Annotated in this window: 23 protein-coding genes; 4 read left to right on the forward strand and 19 right to left on the reverse strand. The window is 46.4% G+C overall.

Going from position 1 to position 15,354, the window contains the following annotated elements:
• Positions 1-4 precede the first annotated feature (4 nt).
• Positions 5-778 carry a distal tail protein Dit gene (locus CDO33_RS13415; protein WP_103082052.1) on the reverse strand — a complete coding sequence of 258 codons (774 nt, stop codon included), beginning with the start codon at positions 776-778 and terminating at the stop codon, positions 5-7.
• A 13-nt stretch (positions 779-791) separates the two neighbouring features.
• Positions 792-3,080: a phage tail tape measure protein gene (locus tag CDO33_RS13420; RefSeq protein ID WP_103082053.1), complete on the reverse strand. Its 2,289-nt coding sequence runs from the start codon at positions 3,078-3,080 to the stop codon at positions 792-794.
• A gap of 133 nt (positions 3,081-3,213) precedes the next feature.
• Here CDO33_RS13420 and CDO33_RS13425 point away from each other — a divergent pair, with 133 nt between their 5' ends.
• Positions 3,214-3,486, forward strand: coding sequence for an AbrB/MazE/SpoVT family DNA-binding domain-containing protein (locus CDO33_RS13425; protein ID WP_004463997.1), 273 nt, complete (start codon positions 3,214-3,216; stop codon positions 3,484-3,486).
• On the forward strand, positions 3,483-3,887 hold the full coding sequence (locus CDO33_RS13430) for a putative toxin-antitoxin system toxin component, PIN family (RefSeq protein WP_004463999.1): 405 nt from the start codon (positions 3,483-3,485) through the stop codon (positions 3,885-3,887). Before CDO33_RS13425 ends, CDO33_RS13430 begins: the two co-directional genes overlap by 4 nt.
• Positions 3,888-3,935: 48 nt before the next feature.
• Here the strand turns inward: CDO33_RS13430 and CDO33_RS13435 are convergent, their stop codons facing one another.
• Genes CDO33_RS13435 through CDO33_RS13460 form a run of 6 tightly spaced genes read right to left on the reverse strand, consistent with a single transcriptional unit; the run spans position 3,936 to position 6,237 of the window.
• The gene (locus tag CDO33_RS13435; protein ID WP_003520671.1) at positions 3,936-4,127 is read right to left on the reverse strand and encodes a hypothetical protein; all 192 of its coding nucleotides are present in this window, start codon (positions 4,125-4,127) and stop codon (positions 3,936-3,938) included.
• Positions 4,124-4,507, reverse strand: a complete 384-nt coding sequence (locus CDO33_RS13440; RefSeq protein WP_103082054.1) for a hypothetical protein — start codon at positions 4,505-4,507, stop codon at positions 4,124-4,126. The genes CDO33_RS13435 and CDO33_RS13440 overlap by 4 nt, the downstream gene beginning before the upstream one ends.
• A gap of 2 nt (positions 4,508-4,509) precedes the next feature.
• The gene (locus CDO33_RS13445; protein ID WP_103082055.1) at positions 4,510-5,106 is read right to left on the reverse strand and encodes a major tail protein; all 597 of its coding nucleotides are present in this window, start codon (positions 5,104-5,106) and stop codon (positions 4,510-4,512) included.
• A 5-nt stretch (positions 5,107-5,111) separates the two neighbouring features.
• Positions 5,112-5,456, reverse strand: a complete 345-nt coding sequence (locus tag CDO33_RS13450) for a hypothetical protein (RefSeq protein ID WP_103082056.1) — start codon at positions 5,454-5,456, stop codon at positions 5,112-5,114.
• Positions 5,453-5,884: an HK97 gp10 family phage protein gene (locus CDO33_RS13455; RefSeq protein WP_103082057.1), complete on the reverse strand. Its 432-nt coding sequence runs from the start codon at positions 5,882-5,884 to the stop codon at positions 5,453-5,455. The genes CDO33_RS13450 and CDO33_RS13455 overlap by 4 nt, the downstream gene beginning before the upstream one ends.
• A 17-nt stretch (positions 5,885-5,901) precedes the next feature.
• Entirely contained in the window at positions 5,902-6,237 is a 336-nt protein-coding gene (locus CDO33_RS13460; protein WP_103082058.1) for a head-tail adaptor protein, read from the reverse strand.
• A gap of 108 nt (positions 6,238-6,345) precedes the next feature.
• Here CDO33_RS13460 and CDO33_RS13465 point away from each other — a divergent pair, with 108 nt between their 5' ends.
• Together CDO33_RS13465 and CDO33_RS13470 are read left to right on the forward strand one after the other, a co-directional pair.
• Positions 6,346-6,648, forward strand: coding sequence for a DUF2089 family protein (locus tag CDO33_RS13465; RefSeq protein WP_103082059.1), 303 nt, complete (start codon positions 6,346-6,348; stop codon positions 6,646-6,648).
• Positions 6,645-6,983, forward strand: a complete 339-nt coding sequence (locus CDO33_RS13470; RefSeq protein ID WP_103082060.1) for a hypothetical protein — start codon at positions 6,645-6,647, stop codon at positions 6,981-6,983. Before CDO33_RS13465 ends, CDO33_RS13470 begins: the two co-directional genes overlap by 4 nt.
• 3 nt (positions 6,984-6,986) lie before the next feature.
• On the opposite strand, the gene CDO33_RS13475 is transcribed toward CDO33_RS13470, so the two are convergent.
• The 11 genes from CDO33_RS13475 to CDO33_RS13525 all read right to left on the reverse strand — a co-directional run bounded on the left by CDO33_RS13475 (position 6,987) and on the right by CDO33_RS13525 (position 15,243).
• Complete coding sequence (locus tag CDO33_RS13475; RefSeq protein ID WP_103082061.1) at positions 6,987-7,307, reverse strand: head-tail connector protein; 321 nt, start codon at positions 7,305-7,307, stop codon at positions 6,987-6,989.
• Between the two features lie 14 nt (positions 7,308-7,321).
• On the reverse strand, positions 7,322-8,524 hold the full coding sequence (locus CDO33_RS13480) for a phage major capsid protein (RefSeq protein ID WP_103082062.1): 1,203 nt from the start codon (positions 8,522-8,524) through the stop codon (positions 7,322-7,324).
• 13 nt (positions 8,525-8,537) lie between these two features.
• Positions 8,538-9,263, reverse strand: a complete 726-nt coding sequence (locus CDO33_RS13485; protein WP_103082063.1) for a head maturation protease, ClpP-related — start codon at positions 9,261-9,263, stop codon at positions 8,538-8,540.
• Positions 9,202-10,524 carry a phage portal protein gene (locus tag CDO33_RS13490; protein ID WP_103082064.1) on the reverse strand — a complete coding sequence of 441 codons (1,323 nt, stop codon included), beginning with the start codon at positions 10,522-10,524 and terminating at the stop codon, positions 9,202-9,204. The genes CDO33_RS13485 and CDO33_RS13490 overlap by 62 nt, the downstream gene beginning before the upstream one ends.
• Positions 10,521-12,125: a terminase large subunit gene (locus tag CDO33_RS13495; protein ID WP_479690681.1), complete on the reverse strand. Its 1,605-nt coding sequence runs from the start codon at positions 12,123-12,125 to the stop codon at positions 10,521-10,523. Before CDO33_RS13495 ends, CDO33_RS13490 begins: the two co-directional genes overlap by 4 nt.
• A gap of 102 nt (positions 12,126-12,227) precedes the next feature.
• Complete coding sequence (locus tag CDO33_RS13500) at positions 12,228-12,422, reverse strand: DUF5049 domain-containing protein (RefSeq protein WP_014256686.1); 195 nt, start codon at positions 12,420-12,422, stop codon at positions 12,228-12,230.
• A 3-nt stretch (positions 12,423-12,425) separates the two neighbouring features.
• Positions 12,426-12,893: a gamma-glutamylcyclotransferase family protein gene (locus CDO33_RS13505; protein WP_094397705.1), complete on the reverse strand. Its 468-nt coding sequence runs from the start codon at positions 12,891-12,893 to the stop codon at positions 12,426-12,428.
• A 61-nt stretch (positions 12,894-12,954) separates the two neighbouring features.
• Positions 12,955-13,854, reverse strand: a complete 900-nt coding sequence (locus CDO33_RS13510) for an amidoligase family protein (RefSeq protein WP_103082066.1) — start codon at positions 13,852-13,854, stop codon at positions 12,955-12,957.
• A 141-nt stretch (positions 13,855-13,995) separates the two neighbouring features.
• The gene (locus CDO33_RS13515; RefSeq protein ID WP_013782362.1) at positions 13,996-14,226 is read right to left on the reverse strand and encodes a DUF4314 domain-containing protein; all 231 of its coding nucleotides are present in this window, start codon (positions 14,224-14,226) and stop codon (positions 13,996-13,998) included.
• Positions 14,223-14,558: a DUF6329 domain-containing protein gene (locus CDO33_RS13520; protein ID WP_103082067.1), complete on the reverse strand. Its 336-nt coding sequence runs from the start codon at positions 14,556-14,558 to the stop codon at positions 14,223-14,225. Before CDO33_RS13520 ends, CDO33_RS13515 begins: the two co-directional genes overlap by 4 nt.
• A complete protein-coding gene (locus tag CDO33_RS13525) occupies positions 14,551-15,243 on the reverse strand; it encodes a virulence factor (RefSeq protein WP_103082068.1) in 693 nt (230 codons plus the stop codon). The genes CDO33_RS13520 and CDO33_RS13525 overlap by 8 nt, the downstream gene beginning before the upstream one ends.
• Positions 15,244-15,354: the final 111 nt, after the last annotated feature.

The following is a 15,354-nucleotide window of genomic DNA, read 5'->3' on the forward strand; positions in this document are numbered from 1 at the left end:
GTTATCACCTCCATCTGCTTTTTGCCTGTATTTTTAACTCGGTAAAGGTCGCATTTTCTGCGGCAATCTCAATATGATTAACACCTTTTCTGAAAATCGGAAAATTCAGATCCTGCAGGCTGGGAAGGCCATTTCTCAAGGTTCGGCCTGTTTCATCAATAACCTTAGCTGTTACCATGCCGGAGTCGACAATCAGAGTTTCACCTTCAGATAATGAGCCAACAATTAGCAATTCCTCGCCGTTTGTAATAAGCGAAATATAGCTTGATGAGGACGTTGATATCAAACCCTTCAAAAGATAAACCGGATTGGAATCCGCATTTCCTTTAACCCTCTCCAGCTCATGAAGACCTGTTTCAGAAAGAACAAATACCTCATCTTCCAACGCATAAGCATATGGTCCGGGACAAACAAACCGAAGTTCAAAGCTGCCCGCTGTCCGCAGTAATCGCTCACAGTCAACCGCTTCTGATAAGCGAGCCATAAAATATCGGTCGGGCAAATCATCTAGAACAAGTTGTTTAAGCCCGTTTTCCGGATTTAACCATTCAGCAACATTATCAAGAACCGATACAAGATCGGCAAAACTGCGCTGGGGAAGCACACTACAGCTAATTATTATGTTTCGTTCTGATATATCGCAGCCAAAATCTGCAATACCTGCTTTGCCCGGCACAGTTTCAAAGGAATTGCGCAGGGCAGGAGAGACCTGCCATTTGGTAAGTCTTGCTCGTATTTTCATACTTTGCGACGATATTCCATTGTAGATAAATCCCATATGCTTCCCTCCATTACGCTGTTATAAAATGTCCCTGCGCCCTTGAACCTGTCTGCATCAGGTTATATAACTCCTGTGAAATCCTACGTATGTCTTCTTCACCACGAACAATCATCTGCTGCACCACAACAAGCGGCCCAGAAGCTAAATCGCTAAATCCACCTCTTCCACTTACACTAATATCAGGAGATATATTAAAATCTGTCGGCACTGCATTTTGCATATCGTCTGCCACTCTGGCCATAGCCTTGTCAAATCCCTCACCAATACCCAGTGCCATATTGCCGCCAATACCTTCAAAAACAGTGGACGGAGATCTGATTCCAAGAAAATTCTTTACTCCATCAACAATACCGGAAAAGAAACCGGAAACCTTATCCTTAATCCAGCTACCAAGGCTTTTAATACCTTCCCAGATGCCTTTTACAATGTTCTTACCAATCTCAACCACTGAAACAACCGCCTTGCCCAAGCCTTCTATAATAGCCGCAACAATCTGAGGTAAAGACTTTACTAGTTCTGGAATGGCTTTCACAAGCCCGGCAGCAAGCTGTACGATAAGCGTAATTCCCAATTCTATGATCTTCGGCATATTGTTCGTCACAAAGTCAATGATTGTTGTAATTATCCTCGGCAGTGCTTCAATGAGTTTCGGCAGGGCGTTTAACAGTCCCTGCGCCAACCCCTGTATGATCTGAAACGCCGCATCAAGAATTTTATCCATATTGTCAAGAAGTACCTCGGCAATGAGGATAATGGCTTCGACAACAGCGGGTATCAGCTCCGGAAGCGCCTCCCCGATACCGGACGCCAGTGTGGCAATCATTTGCACCGCGGCTTCCTCCAAAGCAGGAAGATTATCGATTATGCCCTGCACCAGCGCCATGACAAGCTGCAAAGCGCCTTCTGTTATCTGCGGCAGTGCGTCGATCAACGCCTGCAATAGGGTCATGACAATCTGAACCGCCGCGTCGATAATGACCGGGAGGTTATCCACTATTGCACCGCCGATGGATGTGACGATATCCAAGCCTACCTGAATGAGGTTGGGCAGGTTTTCCATCAGCATATTTACAAGGCTTCCCACCGTATTACCGATGACCTCGCTTATCTTTGTCCAGTCGCCACCCGCTTCAGATAACCCACGAGTAAATTCCCCAAGAAGCGTAACTCCGTCGTCGGCCAATATCTGAAGCTGGGGGAGCAGTACGGTGCCCAGCATGTTCTTGGCTGCTGCGCTGCCGGCTTTGAGCCGTTGGATGCTGTCATCGAATTTGCCGAAAGCGTTCAGCGAATCCTCGCTCATAACCGCGCCCATACGTTTTGCTTCCTCGGTCAGCTCCGCTATCCCTGCCGAACCCTGTGCGATCAAGGGGTTCAGTTCTTGGGCTGATTTTCCGAAAATCTGCATGGCCAGCACGTCGCGCTCGGTTTCGTTTGACACCTTGCCAAGTGCGTCTATGGTTTCCCAGTATACCGTTTCGCTGTCGCGCAGATTGCCGTTGGCGTCAGTGACCGAAATCCCAAGCTGCCGGTAAGCGTCTGCGACCTCGCCGGTGCCTTTCCGTGCGGAAGACATGGATCTGACGTTCTTTGCCATGCTGCCGGTTAATGTATCTAAGGAGACATCCACAAGCTCCGCGGCGTATTTATACGCCTGCAGGCTGTCGGTAGACATGCCGGTTACGGTCGAGGCGGTAAGGATTTCATCGGCATAGGCAGCCGAATTTACCGACATATCCACAAGAGCTTTTCCCGCACCGACCGCTGCTGTACCAATAGCGGCCAGGGCTGCTCCCATGGCCACACCGATACCTTTCAATACACCTCCCAGTTTTTCAAAGCGCCCGCCTGCGTCATCCGCCTGATCCGCGGCCTTTTTAATTTCTCTGCCAAATTCGTCCGCCTGTTTTTCCGCTTCGTCAAACTCTTTTCCCGCATTGTCCAGCGCTTTGTTGTTCGCTTCCAGCTCGCGCTCCATTTTGTTCAGCTCTGCTTTGACGTTGTTAAGCTGTATCTGCCAGGACTGCGTCCGCTTGTCGGTCTCCCCGAAAGAGGAGGCGGCGTTGGCAAGCGCTTTCTCCAAAGTAGCAATTTTTTCTTTCTGCAATTCGATTTCATTATTCAGCACCTTGTTTCTTGCAGTAACAGCTTCAACTGATTTATCTTGCTTATCAAACTGAGATGCAACCAGGTTCATCTCGCTGCCCAGTACCTTAAAACTTTGGTTGATCTCACGAATGGCGTTCTTAAATTCCTTTTCGCCTTCAATCCCAATCTTCAAGCCAAAATTGTCTGCCACATAACCGCCTCCTTTCGAGTAAAAATTAAAAAATTATAAAAGGCTATTGTATTTCAATGCGGTTTGGCATATACTAATAGTAGGGAAAGTAGGGAATTTCCTGCTTTTCAAATCCTAAAAAGGAGGACTTAGCATGAACGTTCCCATAGTTGATAATGCAAAGGTAATGGCAAAAGGCCAGATCACGCTGCCAAAAGATATCCGCTCCAAACTTCGCCTTTCCACCGGAGACCGCGTCACCCTCATTTGCGAGGAAGACCGGGTTATCCTTATGAACTCCGCTGTCTACGCCATGAAAATGCTACAGAAAGAAATGGAGGGCGAAGCGGAAAAAGCCGGGATCCGCAATGATGACGATGTTATGGATCTGGTGAAGGACGTCCGCGCGGAGATTGAAGGTCTATGAGAGTGTTAATTGACACCAACATCCTGATCTCCGCTTCCTTGAGCTGCGAAGGAACGCCTTATCAGGCGTACATTAAAGCTGTAACACACCCCAACCATGGTATGGTTTGCGATCAAAACATCGATGAGCTTCGCCGGGTATACAACCGGAAATTCCCCCATAAGATCCAGGCGCTTGAACGCTTTTTGGCGATTGCGCTTACTGTTCTTGAAGTTGTTCCAACTCCCGCAGTTGACGTGTCGGATGAGGCGCTTGTCCGGGACGCATCCGACAGGCCAATACTCAGGGCGGCCATTGCGGCAAAAGCTGACGTGCTTGTAACCGGAGACAGGGATTTCCTTGAATCCGGCATAACAAACCCAAAGATCGTAACAGCGGCAGAGTTTTTGCAAATGGAATAAAAGCAGCTTTTTAAAGCAGGGATTACAGCCACCCTGCTTTTTTGCTGCTTATATTCCATAAGGTATCACGTCATCAATGGTCAGCATCCGCTTCGGTTTGGCCAGTCCTAAAAACTGCTTATGGCACTCCCATAAATCAAGCAGGTATCCAATAGGCATGAGCCATACTTCATCCTCTGAACGATTAAGCTGGACGGTGCCGTAATATAAAAGCCGAGTGAACAATTCCTCATCGCTCACTCGGCCGGTGTGTTTTTTAAATCATCCTCACTTTCAACATTTCTTTTGGTGCCTTTGAACATCGCTTTCATGATAGCGTCTTTATATGCTGCCAGTTCCAAAGGAGATGTGAGAAGTTCCACTGTCTCTTCGGTAAGGAGTTCACGCTTATCCTGATGTTTGAGATTGTGTATCAGAATGCTCTGGTTAGCCAGCAGTGTAATCAGCCATACCACTTCGTCAAGAGCAATTTCGAAGTTCTCGGTTTTCATCAGTTTCGTGCCGAGGTTTTCAAGACCGCCATACCTTTTTGCAATCTCCTTTGTCGCTTTAGTGGTTAGAATAAGCTGGTATTCTTCGCCGCCGATGCTGATGTTTGCGCTTCTGTCCGTATCCTGCATTATTAGCTTCCTCCTCCCACAGCAAATACCGGCTCATAAACTTCCGTATACCAGCCAGCGATAGTTTCAGGCAATACACCGGGATCGTCTTCGCTGACCTCCGCCTTCCAAGGGTGCTTTCCCTGGCCATCTGGTTTGTTACGTCTCATGACTGTCCCTTCAATGGTGGGGGTCGAAAAGGTAATGCTGTCACCTTTCGTTTGCAGATTTGTCGCCGGGATTCCGAATTTCACCCTGTAAAGCCAAAAATACCTGTACTTGCCGTTAGCTTTCTTGGCTCTAAAGCCAATTGCAACAGGCGCGCCTCCATCCTCGCTGGTGGAAATCAGCACCTTGTTGTCATCAAGGGTGGCTCCCGTCAAAACCTCAGCAGCGTCTACTCCGATATCCGCAACACCAAGAGTCAGGGTGCCGCTTTGAAATTCCTTGACCACTTCTGCCGCCCCGTCATCGGCATAAAGTGTCGCCTCTGCCAGCTCCACCGAAAGTTCCGCAGTAATCGCCTTAGCCAGCGGAACAGGCGTGTCATAGGTCTCTTCTCCGTTTTCATTCTCGGTTATTTTGGCGTAATATAACCTGTCCAGTCCGATTGTCGCCATGTCTCTCATTCCTCCCTTACTTCATATTCTTTTGCCACATCAATGGCATAGTGGTGATAGCCGGTATCGTCCTCATGGCCTATATACCGCCTGTCGGTAATGGTAAAGCCCGCTTGAAGCAATGTGTTCACTATTTCGTTTTTACGGGTAGTGTAGTTTCCCTTTATAAATAAAGACAACCGTACCTCCTGGGTTTCAGCCTGAGGCTGGTTGTCTGCAAAAACTTCAAATGTATCTGTCATTGGAGTTATGACAAGGTACTCATCCGGCGGTACACCGCTAAATACTCCGGTTTCAATGGGGATACCCAAACCATCCAATAACGAGTTTAATTCTGACAATATGCTCATATACGACCCAGCTCCTGTTCCAGTCTTGACTTCATTGCTTCGATGCAGGACTTCCTTGTAGCTGATTTTGCCGGTTTCAAAAAGGGTCTTGGAGGCTGCCCGGACTTACCATACTCAATAATATTAGCAATCTTCGCATTACTTTCCCCATCCTTCCTTGGTTCAGTAAAGCCAATTTTTATGTTGTGGTTTCCATTCCTGTCCTGTTTGGCAGGAGAGAGTCCCAAAGCATTTACCAATTCACCGGTTGCTCTGGACGGATATTTAGTGCCGCTCCCGATAACTGACTGAAGATTGGACTTCACTTTTGAAAGAACCACTTCTCCGCCTGCTTCCAGCACCTTAGGTATGATTTCGTCTGTTCTTTCTCCAAGTCTGGATAACTTGAGCAAGAACTCTTCCGGCATTTTAACTTCCACCTTAGCCACGTTGCAGCCCCCTCCTCTTATGCTTTGCTTGATTTCACCTTTTCCGCAAGCACCTCAATATACATTCCGCGTCCTTTTACGTCCTCAACACTGATAATGTTGTACCTGCCATCGCTGCAAACGAGTACAAGATCTGTGGTAACTTCCAGGTTAGGTATCTTACGGAAGCGAAACAGGGCAGACGCCTGCGAAAACGCCGCCCTGTTTGCCCATTTTTCACTGCCATGTCTGTCTTCCTTGTATGCCCTTACCGAAGCGAGAATGACATCACCTTTTTCAGTAAAACCCTCACTGTCCTTAACCGAGTTGGTTGAGATGATATCCACGAAAGTGCTCATTTTCCCGAAACTCATCAAATGCCTCCTTTCAAATATTTTCTTATACAAAAATAAAGTTGCCTTTTCCTCTTGATTTTAATAATATTAAGGTATAAACTTAATATTGTTAAAGGAGGTGCTCGTATGGCCGTCGAAATTGTTCCTGATTGGATGTCAAACCTCGAAGATGAAGATATGGTGTTCATCAAAAATTTTCTTCAAGCCTCTGGATCTCTTAAGGAAATCGCTCGCCAATACGGAGTAACATATCCCACAGTACGCCTGCGGCTTGACAAATTAATTCAAAAAATAAAAATCAGTGAAGATACAGAAAATGATCCATATATCGCACTGATTAAGCGATTGGCAGTAAATGACAAACTTGATTTTGACACTGCCAAAATCCTAATCAATGAGTACAAAAAAATAAAGGAGGCAGTACAATGAGGATTGCATTTTTAGTTCCTGCGGCACTCGTTATCTTTGCGGGTTTTATAGTACTGCAGATTTTTCTTTCAAAAAAAGATAATAAATGGTTGGGATTAATGCTTCCTATAATTTGCTTCTGCATCGCGCTTGCCGGTTCGGTTTATCAAATCTATGAATGGTCAGCAACCGGCGATGGAAATACAGCCACCAGCGCATTTGGATGGGTAAGCGTAACAGCCGCTTTCTTCTTTACCAATATCCCAACTGTCATTTTGCTTGTGATTTACTTCGCCTGCAGGGAGAAACAAAGGCGTAAAAAAGCCCTTGACAAAATGAACGTGCAGGATTTATAGCCTTTACATTCCCCATTTCCGGTCGAGGCGGAGGAGCATATTCACCGTATTCCATACCTGCTGCCCGGCCTGCACGCTATCCCCGAAAAAGCCGGCTGTCGAGCCATCCCTGCTTTCGTAGAAATGGCTCGACAGCATGATTACAGCCTGTTCGGTGGTGGGCGGCATGGGGTTTTCCAAATACCAACCTTCAGATACGTGCTGGTAGCTCTCGGCATAGGAAACGGCGGCGCGGATGTACCCTTTCAGTAAATCGTCATCCTCGTTATGCTCTAAAACAAGGTTTGCCTTGACCTTCGGAAGCAGGCTGTCAATCACGCACATGCCCGCACCTCCCGTTACGACGCTTTCTGCTGCAGTATCTTGACTGCTTCAGACAGTACCAGCTTGCCATCTACACGCTGGGTTGCCATGAATCCAACTTGTCCGGTCGCAGCATACAACTCATTAAGCCGCTTAAAAACCCTGCCCTGACGGTCTGCCACCCAGTAATAAGAAAAATCGCCGAATACAGTCGTTTTTGCTCCAGCGGCAATGGCTGGCATAAATGCAGAAGTTTTAACTGGACGATTGAGGATAGTATCCGGTGTTCCAGCAGTTACAGAAGGCTGCCAGAGATACTGACCGTTGTTGTCTTTGAGCTTCCTTATAGCTTTAATTGTCGAATCATTCATAATGAATACAGCGTTCCTGCGGTACGGAGACTTTAGGCTGTAGAACAAGTCCATGATCTCGTCAAGGGTAATGGCTGTTGCGCTCGCCGCAGTTACTCCTATCTCGCCACCGCCGTTATCTGCCAAGATACCGGTTGGCTTGCCAGATCCGTCACCGATAAAAAATGCTTCCTCCTCTTTTGCTCCGATTCGGCGGGCGAATTCTTTGGCTATATACTGTTCAAGGTTGAATACACTATCGTTTAACAATTCCTCTGACACCTTGATCATAGTAGCCAGCTTATATGCGCCGATGGATACCTGTGCAAAGGAGTCATCGCTTTCGGGAATCTGGCCTTCCTCATCCACCCAGGATGCAGTACCCTTGCTTGCCACCACAGGAATTTTCTTGTCACCGCTGGACGTGGTAATAACATTGGCAATCTGCCTAAAGATATTCTCCTCCTCCAGTGCTTCCACAAGAGTACGCTCAAAGTCGTCGGGAACAAGATATCCACCTTCGGTGTCCTCTCCAATCTGCAGCGCGTTGTGTACGTCATATTTGCGCCTGCCGCGCATCATGTTCCAGAAAGACTGCCTGTACTCATCGCTGGCACGTCCGGTTTTTTCATTGTTGCCAGATATGGAAGTGGGTTTGTCTGTAATAGGAATATTCAACGGTTTTGACAGTTCCAAATCTATGGCAGCCTGACGCTCAAGACGCTCTATTTCTTTGCCCAGCGCAATAACGTCGGCTTCCATTTTTTCATAAGTCGCGGTATCCTCCGGTGAAAGCAGTCCGTCGTTCCCGCGTTTGCTGTCGAGGAAAGCTTTAGCAGCTTCCCATACTTTAGCGCGTTTTTCACGCAGTTCCAGTATTTTGCTCATAATCAAATCCTCCTTAAGGTTTTAATAAAAAAAGCCGCTTTTCAAGCGACTCAATTGGTGTTCCTTTTGGTTTTTCTTTTGGTTTAAGCTTTTGCAGGATGGAATTTGTTACTGCCTGCCTGCTGAAGATCATTCCTCCTGATACTTCAATTTCGGATGGGAATGATTCATCCTCCAAAAACAAGATTCCATCAGCAAAGCCAAGTTCCACCGCTTTTCTTGCGTTAAACCAGCTTTCTGCATCCATTAGGTGCGATATTTTTGCCCTGGAAAGTCCGGTTTTCAGCTCATAAGCGTTGATGATGGATTCCTTTATTTCTTCCAGCATTGCGATAGCTTTCTCCATTTCTTCTGTATCACCGATGGCTATTGTCATAGGGTTGTGAATCATCATCATGCTGACTGGTGACATAAAGACGTCACCTCCGGCCATAGCTATGACCGAAGCGGCGCTGGCTGCAATACCGTCAATCTTTACCGTCACTTTGCCTTTGTAATCCATAAGCATGTTGTAAATTTGATTAGCTGCAAATATATCTCCGCCAGGGCTGTTGATCCAGATCGTTATATCACCCTCTCCGGACAACAGCTCTGATTTGAACTGTTTGGGAGTTACTTCGTCTCCCAGCCAGCTTTCTTCAGCTATTGGGCCGTCAATATATAATGTCCGGCTGCCATCATCGTTTTGTATCCAGTTCCAGAAGCGGCGAACCGGTTTTTGTTTTTGTGATTTGTTCAACTTTTGATCCCTCCGTTTCAGCATTGTTTTTGCCTGCAAATGCACCTGCATCGGCAAGCCTGGTCATGTTACCGTTAACAAGATACAGATCTCCGCCCAACTCCGCCGGAATCCGGTTCATGTCCTCAAGCTCGCGGATATCGTTAGCAGACATCCAGCCGTTCTGTCGAGCTACAGCATAACCATTCATGCGGCTTGCATAATCACCGCGCAGAAGGCCATCTACATTGAATTTGACAAAGTATGCCCGCTTCTCTGATGGTAAAAGCAGCGCTTTTTGGAGAGCCTGTTCCCAGCGCACCACCCACGGGTCAAGCGTGTATTTAACAAATTCCAGAGATTGCTGTTCGATGTTTGAAAAGCTTGACTTTTCAAGATCTCCAATCATATGGGGAGGTACTCGGAATATCCGGGCAATTTCATTTATCTGAAACTTTCTTGTCTCTAAAAACTGTGCCTGTTCGGGTGGAATGCCGATTGGTTGAAACTTCATTCCCTCTTCCAGAACTGCAATGCGATGAGCATTGGCACTTCCTTGATAAACAGCGTTCCAGCTTTCTCGCACCTTTGCCGGATCCTTTAATACGCCAGGATGTTCCAGAACGCCACCCGGATTTGCTCCGTTGGCAAAAAAGGATGCACCATACTCCTCACAGGCAATAGCTATGCCTATGGCGTTCTTGGCCATAGCAATAGGGGAGTATCCGATCAGTCCGTCAAAACCGAGTCCCGGGATGTGAAGAACCTCATCACTTCGTAGGTATATAAGGCCTGCTTTTGGATTAACCCTACTCTCATCGCTGTCGCGCCGATAAGTGTAAAACAGTTCTCCGTTTGGAGCCCTGTCTACCGTCATTTTGTTTGGCAAAAGTGGATAAAGCGCCAGCACTCGTCCGGAACCGTCCCTAATAATTTGAGCGTAAGCATTTCCCCATAAAAGAAGATGACTCATCAGTGTTTCTCGGAACACGAATGAAGTCATCTCAGGGTTTGGTTCGTCATGGAGCAAATAATAGAGCGGGTGGGTCAACGCTTTTTCTTTGCCACCGTCTTCTTTATAGCGGTACACATGAAGCGGAAGCCCGGCGATGGCTTCTGCAAGTATCCTTACACAGGCATACACTGCAGTTGTCTGCATAGCAGTCCGCTCATTGACAGCTTTTCCGCTGGATGTGCCGCCGAAGAAAAAGCTATATGCATTACCGAACAGGCTGTTTTTCGGCTTATCCCTTGCTTTGAACAAACGGGAAAATACACTCATATAATCAACAGCCCCCTTTCATCATAAATTGATCCGTTGCGTTCATCCCCGTCATGCCTTAACGCGCGGTCAAGCGCCATAATTAACGCTACCGCACCATCTATTCTCTCGGTGGATTTTTCTTTATCCGGCTTAATGTTTCCGGCGGGATCGGTTTTGACATAGATATTGTCCATCATCCACCGCAGTACTGGATTACCACCATGGGCGATGCGTTCTTCCAATGTCAGCTTCATCAACTCTTTTGTAGGCGGCGACATATCCTTGAAACCCTGACCGAATGGAACAACCGTAAACCCCAAAGCCTCGAGGTTTTGCGTCATCTGAATTGCGCCCCAGCGGTCAAAGGCTATTTCCTTAATGTTATATTTCATTCCGAGTTCCTCAATAAAGGTTTCGATAAAGCCATAATGCACGACGTTACCCTCAGTGGTATATAAAAAGCCTTGCCTCTCCCAGACATCATAAGGCACATGATCTCTCCGCACACGCTGATCAATATTCTCCTCCGGTATCCAGAAAAAAGGTAGAATCTGATATTTATCAGATTCATCAAGCGGTGGAAACACCAGCACAAAGGCGGTAATATCGGTAGTAGATGACAGGTCAAGTCCTCCGTAACAGGTTCTGCCGCGCAATTTTTCTGCATCAACAGGAAACGCACACTTATCCCATTTATCCATTGGCATCCAGCGCACCGATTGTTTCACCCACTGATTTAAGCGGAGCTGACGGAATAAATTTTCCTCTGCAGGATTTTGCTTGGCATTTTCACAAGCCACCCTCAATTTTTCGATGTTGACTGTAATGCCCAGTGACGGGTTAACCTTTCTCCATACCTTTTCACTTGTCCAGTCATCGGTATCGGCTGCGCTGTAGATAACAGGGTAGAAAGTCGGATCTATCTTACGCCCTTGAAGAATATCCTCAGCCTTTTGATGTACTTCCCAGCAGATGGAATTGCGGTCTGTGCCAGCAGTTGTGATCAGGAAAAACAGCGGTTGTTTTCTTGCATCGCCAGATCCGTGAAGCATTACATCATAAAGATCCCTGTTTGGCTGAGCATGGAGTTCGTCAAATACCACACCATGGACGTTTAGGCCATGTTTTGTATATGCCTCCGCTGAAAGCACCTGATAAAAACTGCCTAACGGTTTATAAACCAGCCGCTTCTGTGACAGCATTGGTTTAATTCGAGATTTTAATGCCGGACACTGTTCCACCATATCTACTGCAACATCGAAAACAATGGATGCCTGCTGACGATCAGACGCACATCCATAAACCTCGCCACCATGCTCGAAATCACCACAGGTAAGATATAAAGCAATTGCCGCTGCAAGTTCGCTCTTACCCTGCTTTTTTGGAATTTCTATATAGGCAGTGTTAAACTGCCTGTATCCGTTAGGTTTCAAGATTCCGAATATATCCCGGACAATCTGTTCCTGCCAGTCAATTAATTCAAAAGGCATTCCATACCATTCACCCTTGGTATGCTTCAGGCAGTTTATAAAAGTAACAGCGGCATCCGCCGCTTCCTTGTCATATCGAGAACCTTCCGCCATAAACTTGGTTGGTTTATACCGTTTTAACTTCCGCAGCTTTGCCGCCTCCTTTCCTAAAATTGAGCAAGAAAAAAGGAACCTCATGGATGAAGTTCCTCTCCTTAGTGGATTTCTATGAAACTTGTTACGTTATAACCGTTATCGTTTGCCTGTCAGGATAAACTCGGCATATTCTTTCTTGTGTTCATTAAGAAATACTACTAATTCATAAAACCCCATTTTATATGCCTCTTCCTGTACTCTTGGCAAGTCAAACATATTACAGGCACCGCTGTCCCGTATGGCTATAATCTGCCGATAAATCTTATCAGTTATCAGATTCTCGTTACCCATGTCCTACACCTCTGACTTCTCTGCCGCTGAAATTGAATCTCTTACCGCTTTATTGAGAAACGAAATATCAAAACCCGCATCTATATAGCCCTGCCGAATCACCTCGTAATAGTAACGACCCGGTGCTCCCAAAGGTCTACCTTCATTCATGATATACACCATTGCGGGTACCCACTGCCCTTTGAAACGTACCTTAACCGTTTCTTTCCGGTATAGATGCGGATAACCTTCATATCTGTCCAGCGCCTTCTCATCATTAGGCATGATTCTCCAAAGCATTACCGGTACACTTTCACCTTTTTGTTTTTCTATTGTCGCTACTGCGCCGCCATTCCCTCCTCTGAATAACAGCCGGTATCCTGTGAGTTTTGCACTCCCCAGCACTTTTGCCGTTGGGCAGCGGTATGCCATCTGCCTTAAGTTCAGATTGCTTCCGTATGCTAAATATATGGTTCCTTTTTCTTTGCTCATCGTATCATCCTCCTTGTATTTACCAAGGCAGAGGCGGAGATCTACCCCTGCGCTTGTCTATCTATGCTGCCCGAAACCGCCATGCTGCGTTACCATCAAGGTGTTTGCAAAGATGCTCCCGGCAGTTTTTGAACTCATCACCAATAAGTCCTATGCGGTTGAGATATGTCCGCATGGCAAACTTCTCATTTTCAACCTGTGGTTTCTTGCTGGAAGCGCATTTTTGCGTTAACGCCTGATGGTTTAACGCAAGGGCAAGCACTATGTAGCTTCTAATTTTTCCCGCATGAAGTTCGCTGTTAAAGCCTCGAAGCTCAATTGTCCCATTGCCATTAAAAAAGCTGTGCAGGTTCAAAAAGTGGTATCTGCTATTATGGTAATGGGTGCTTCGGCTTTCGCTGTAACCTTCGTACCAGATGCTCTCAATCGCCGCCATGGTTTTGGGCTTACGCCGATTCATCTTCTCAACCAGTGCCGCATCCATCTTTTTACAAAACCGCATCCTGTCCGGCTCAATCTGCAATGCTTTATAGAAAAGGTCATTCTTGCTGGCGATAATGTTGATAAAATTACGGATGCTTCGCGGTGTGTGGTCTGCACCGTCTATATGGATATGAATTCCACAGCTTGTGTTTGCAAAACCTCCAGCCTTGCGAAGCCTTCTTATCAATTCCTGCAGGGTTTCAATGTCTTCGCGGTATGTCAGTATCGGGCTTACCAACTCGACGCTATATTCCCGGCCAGCCGCCACAATCCTGCCGTTTTCCTTTTTCTGAGTCCGGATGCTCCCGTCGCTCATGAATTTCCATATCCGTCCATCCGGTGCAATAACCTTTTGGGTATCGTAATAATCTCCGCTGGATTCAACCCTCCCTCCAAGAAAAGCTGCTGCAGTTTTTGCCGCTTGTTTTCTTGTCATCCCCGTCAATTCTACCTCGATTCCAAATCTCGTTGTAAGCATTGCGCTTTCTCCTCGCTTTCTCTGTGTTTTTTGCCCTTTGGCAGTGTACATTAGGCCATTGAAAACACAGGATAGCAAGGCAATTCTGCGTGAGTTTCCACTGGATTTTGAACAATTTTACACATCTTGAATTGTGTACATTTACAGCTTTCTGATCACATCTATACCATAGGCTACACCCAAAGAAGAACCGCAGTCCCAGTTGATATGAACAGTTCCGATATCATCCACGAAAGATACTGTTCCTTGGTCTCCCGGTTTCAGCTTAGAATACGGATCATCCATGCAGATAAGCTCAACACGTGTTCCCGGCGGATACTGCTCTTTAATGCGAAGGACTGTTTCTTTTGAAGGGAAGCCTCTTGCACTCATAGTTCGTCCTCCTCTCCAGGATAATATGCGGCATACTTTGGGTAATCTCTACCATCCGGCATTACCAACACTCCATCAGACCGTCCCCGCTGCTTAACCAGCAGGCAACGCCACACTCCATCCTCATTAACGTGACAAAGCCCTTTGTTTTTCTCAATAAATGTGCGGTCAACACATAGGTCGGCAACGAAGTTATCATAATCAATCTTTGATAGCTCGATAGTTTTTACAACTACAAATCGTTTTCTCGTCTCATACCGATGCGGCACTTTTAAATCCTCTATTCTAAACGGATGCTTGACAAAGAAGGCGGTGCTATGAAAATCATTCATTTTCGTCCACCGCCTTTGCTCTGCCTTTCCGATACGCCCCGTTACCGGACAGCCTTGAAAGTAACACCTTGCGTTCAGTTTTGAAGTTATCACCTATAAACCCCAACCTAAGCAGGAAACAGCGAAAAGCATATTTTTCATTATCTGTTGGTTTTTCTTTTCGTAGTACTCGCTTCTGTAATATTGCCTGTTCTGCCATCTGCTTTGCCAGCGTTATATAGGTCTGCACTTCATCAGCATTTAAAGTCGCGTTCCAGAAAGGGAAGGAAATCTCATCATTTTCAGCTAAGACTACAAGTTCCCCCTCAATCAACATTGCCTTCTTTATCAATGTCTCTTTGCTGGCCAGCATATTATTTAGGTTTTCAAGGCTAATCGCGCTAAAGCCCTCCAACGAAAGAGTAATTGTCATGGTCCCCTCTGCTGAAAAGCCCTCCACATTCAACGTGTCAATAACTGAACGGATGGTTTTTATTCCATTGAGACTGATTTTCGGTGAGTGAACCACACTGTCCCTGTCAATCGTCCAACTGCCAGCAGATTTTTCGTCTTTAATCTCATACAAAAACTCCGGTGCTCCGGCATAGCGCACCTGGCCTTCAAGGGCTTCAGCTATGACCGAGGCAATGGCTTTTCTCTCCTGACCGACAATCTTCTGTGAAAAGCGAAAGCTGTTATTGCTCATGCCATACACCTCCCCTCAAATAAGCTAAAACATTTTTGATTCCCATAAAAAATCCCACCTTTCCTTTTTGGTGGGGTACATTAACGCTCTGTTTTGAGGGGAAAGCAAGGA

It is taken from the genome of Clostridium thermosuccinogenes (assembly GCF_002896855.1).
GTDB classification, from domain to species: domain Bacteria; phylum Bacillota; class Clostridia; order Acetivibrionales; family DSM-5807; genus Pseudoclostridium; species Pseudoclostridium thermosuccinogenes.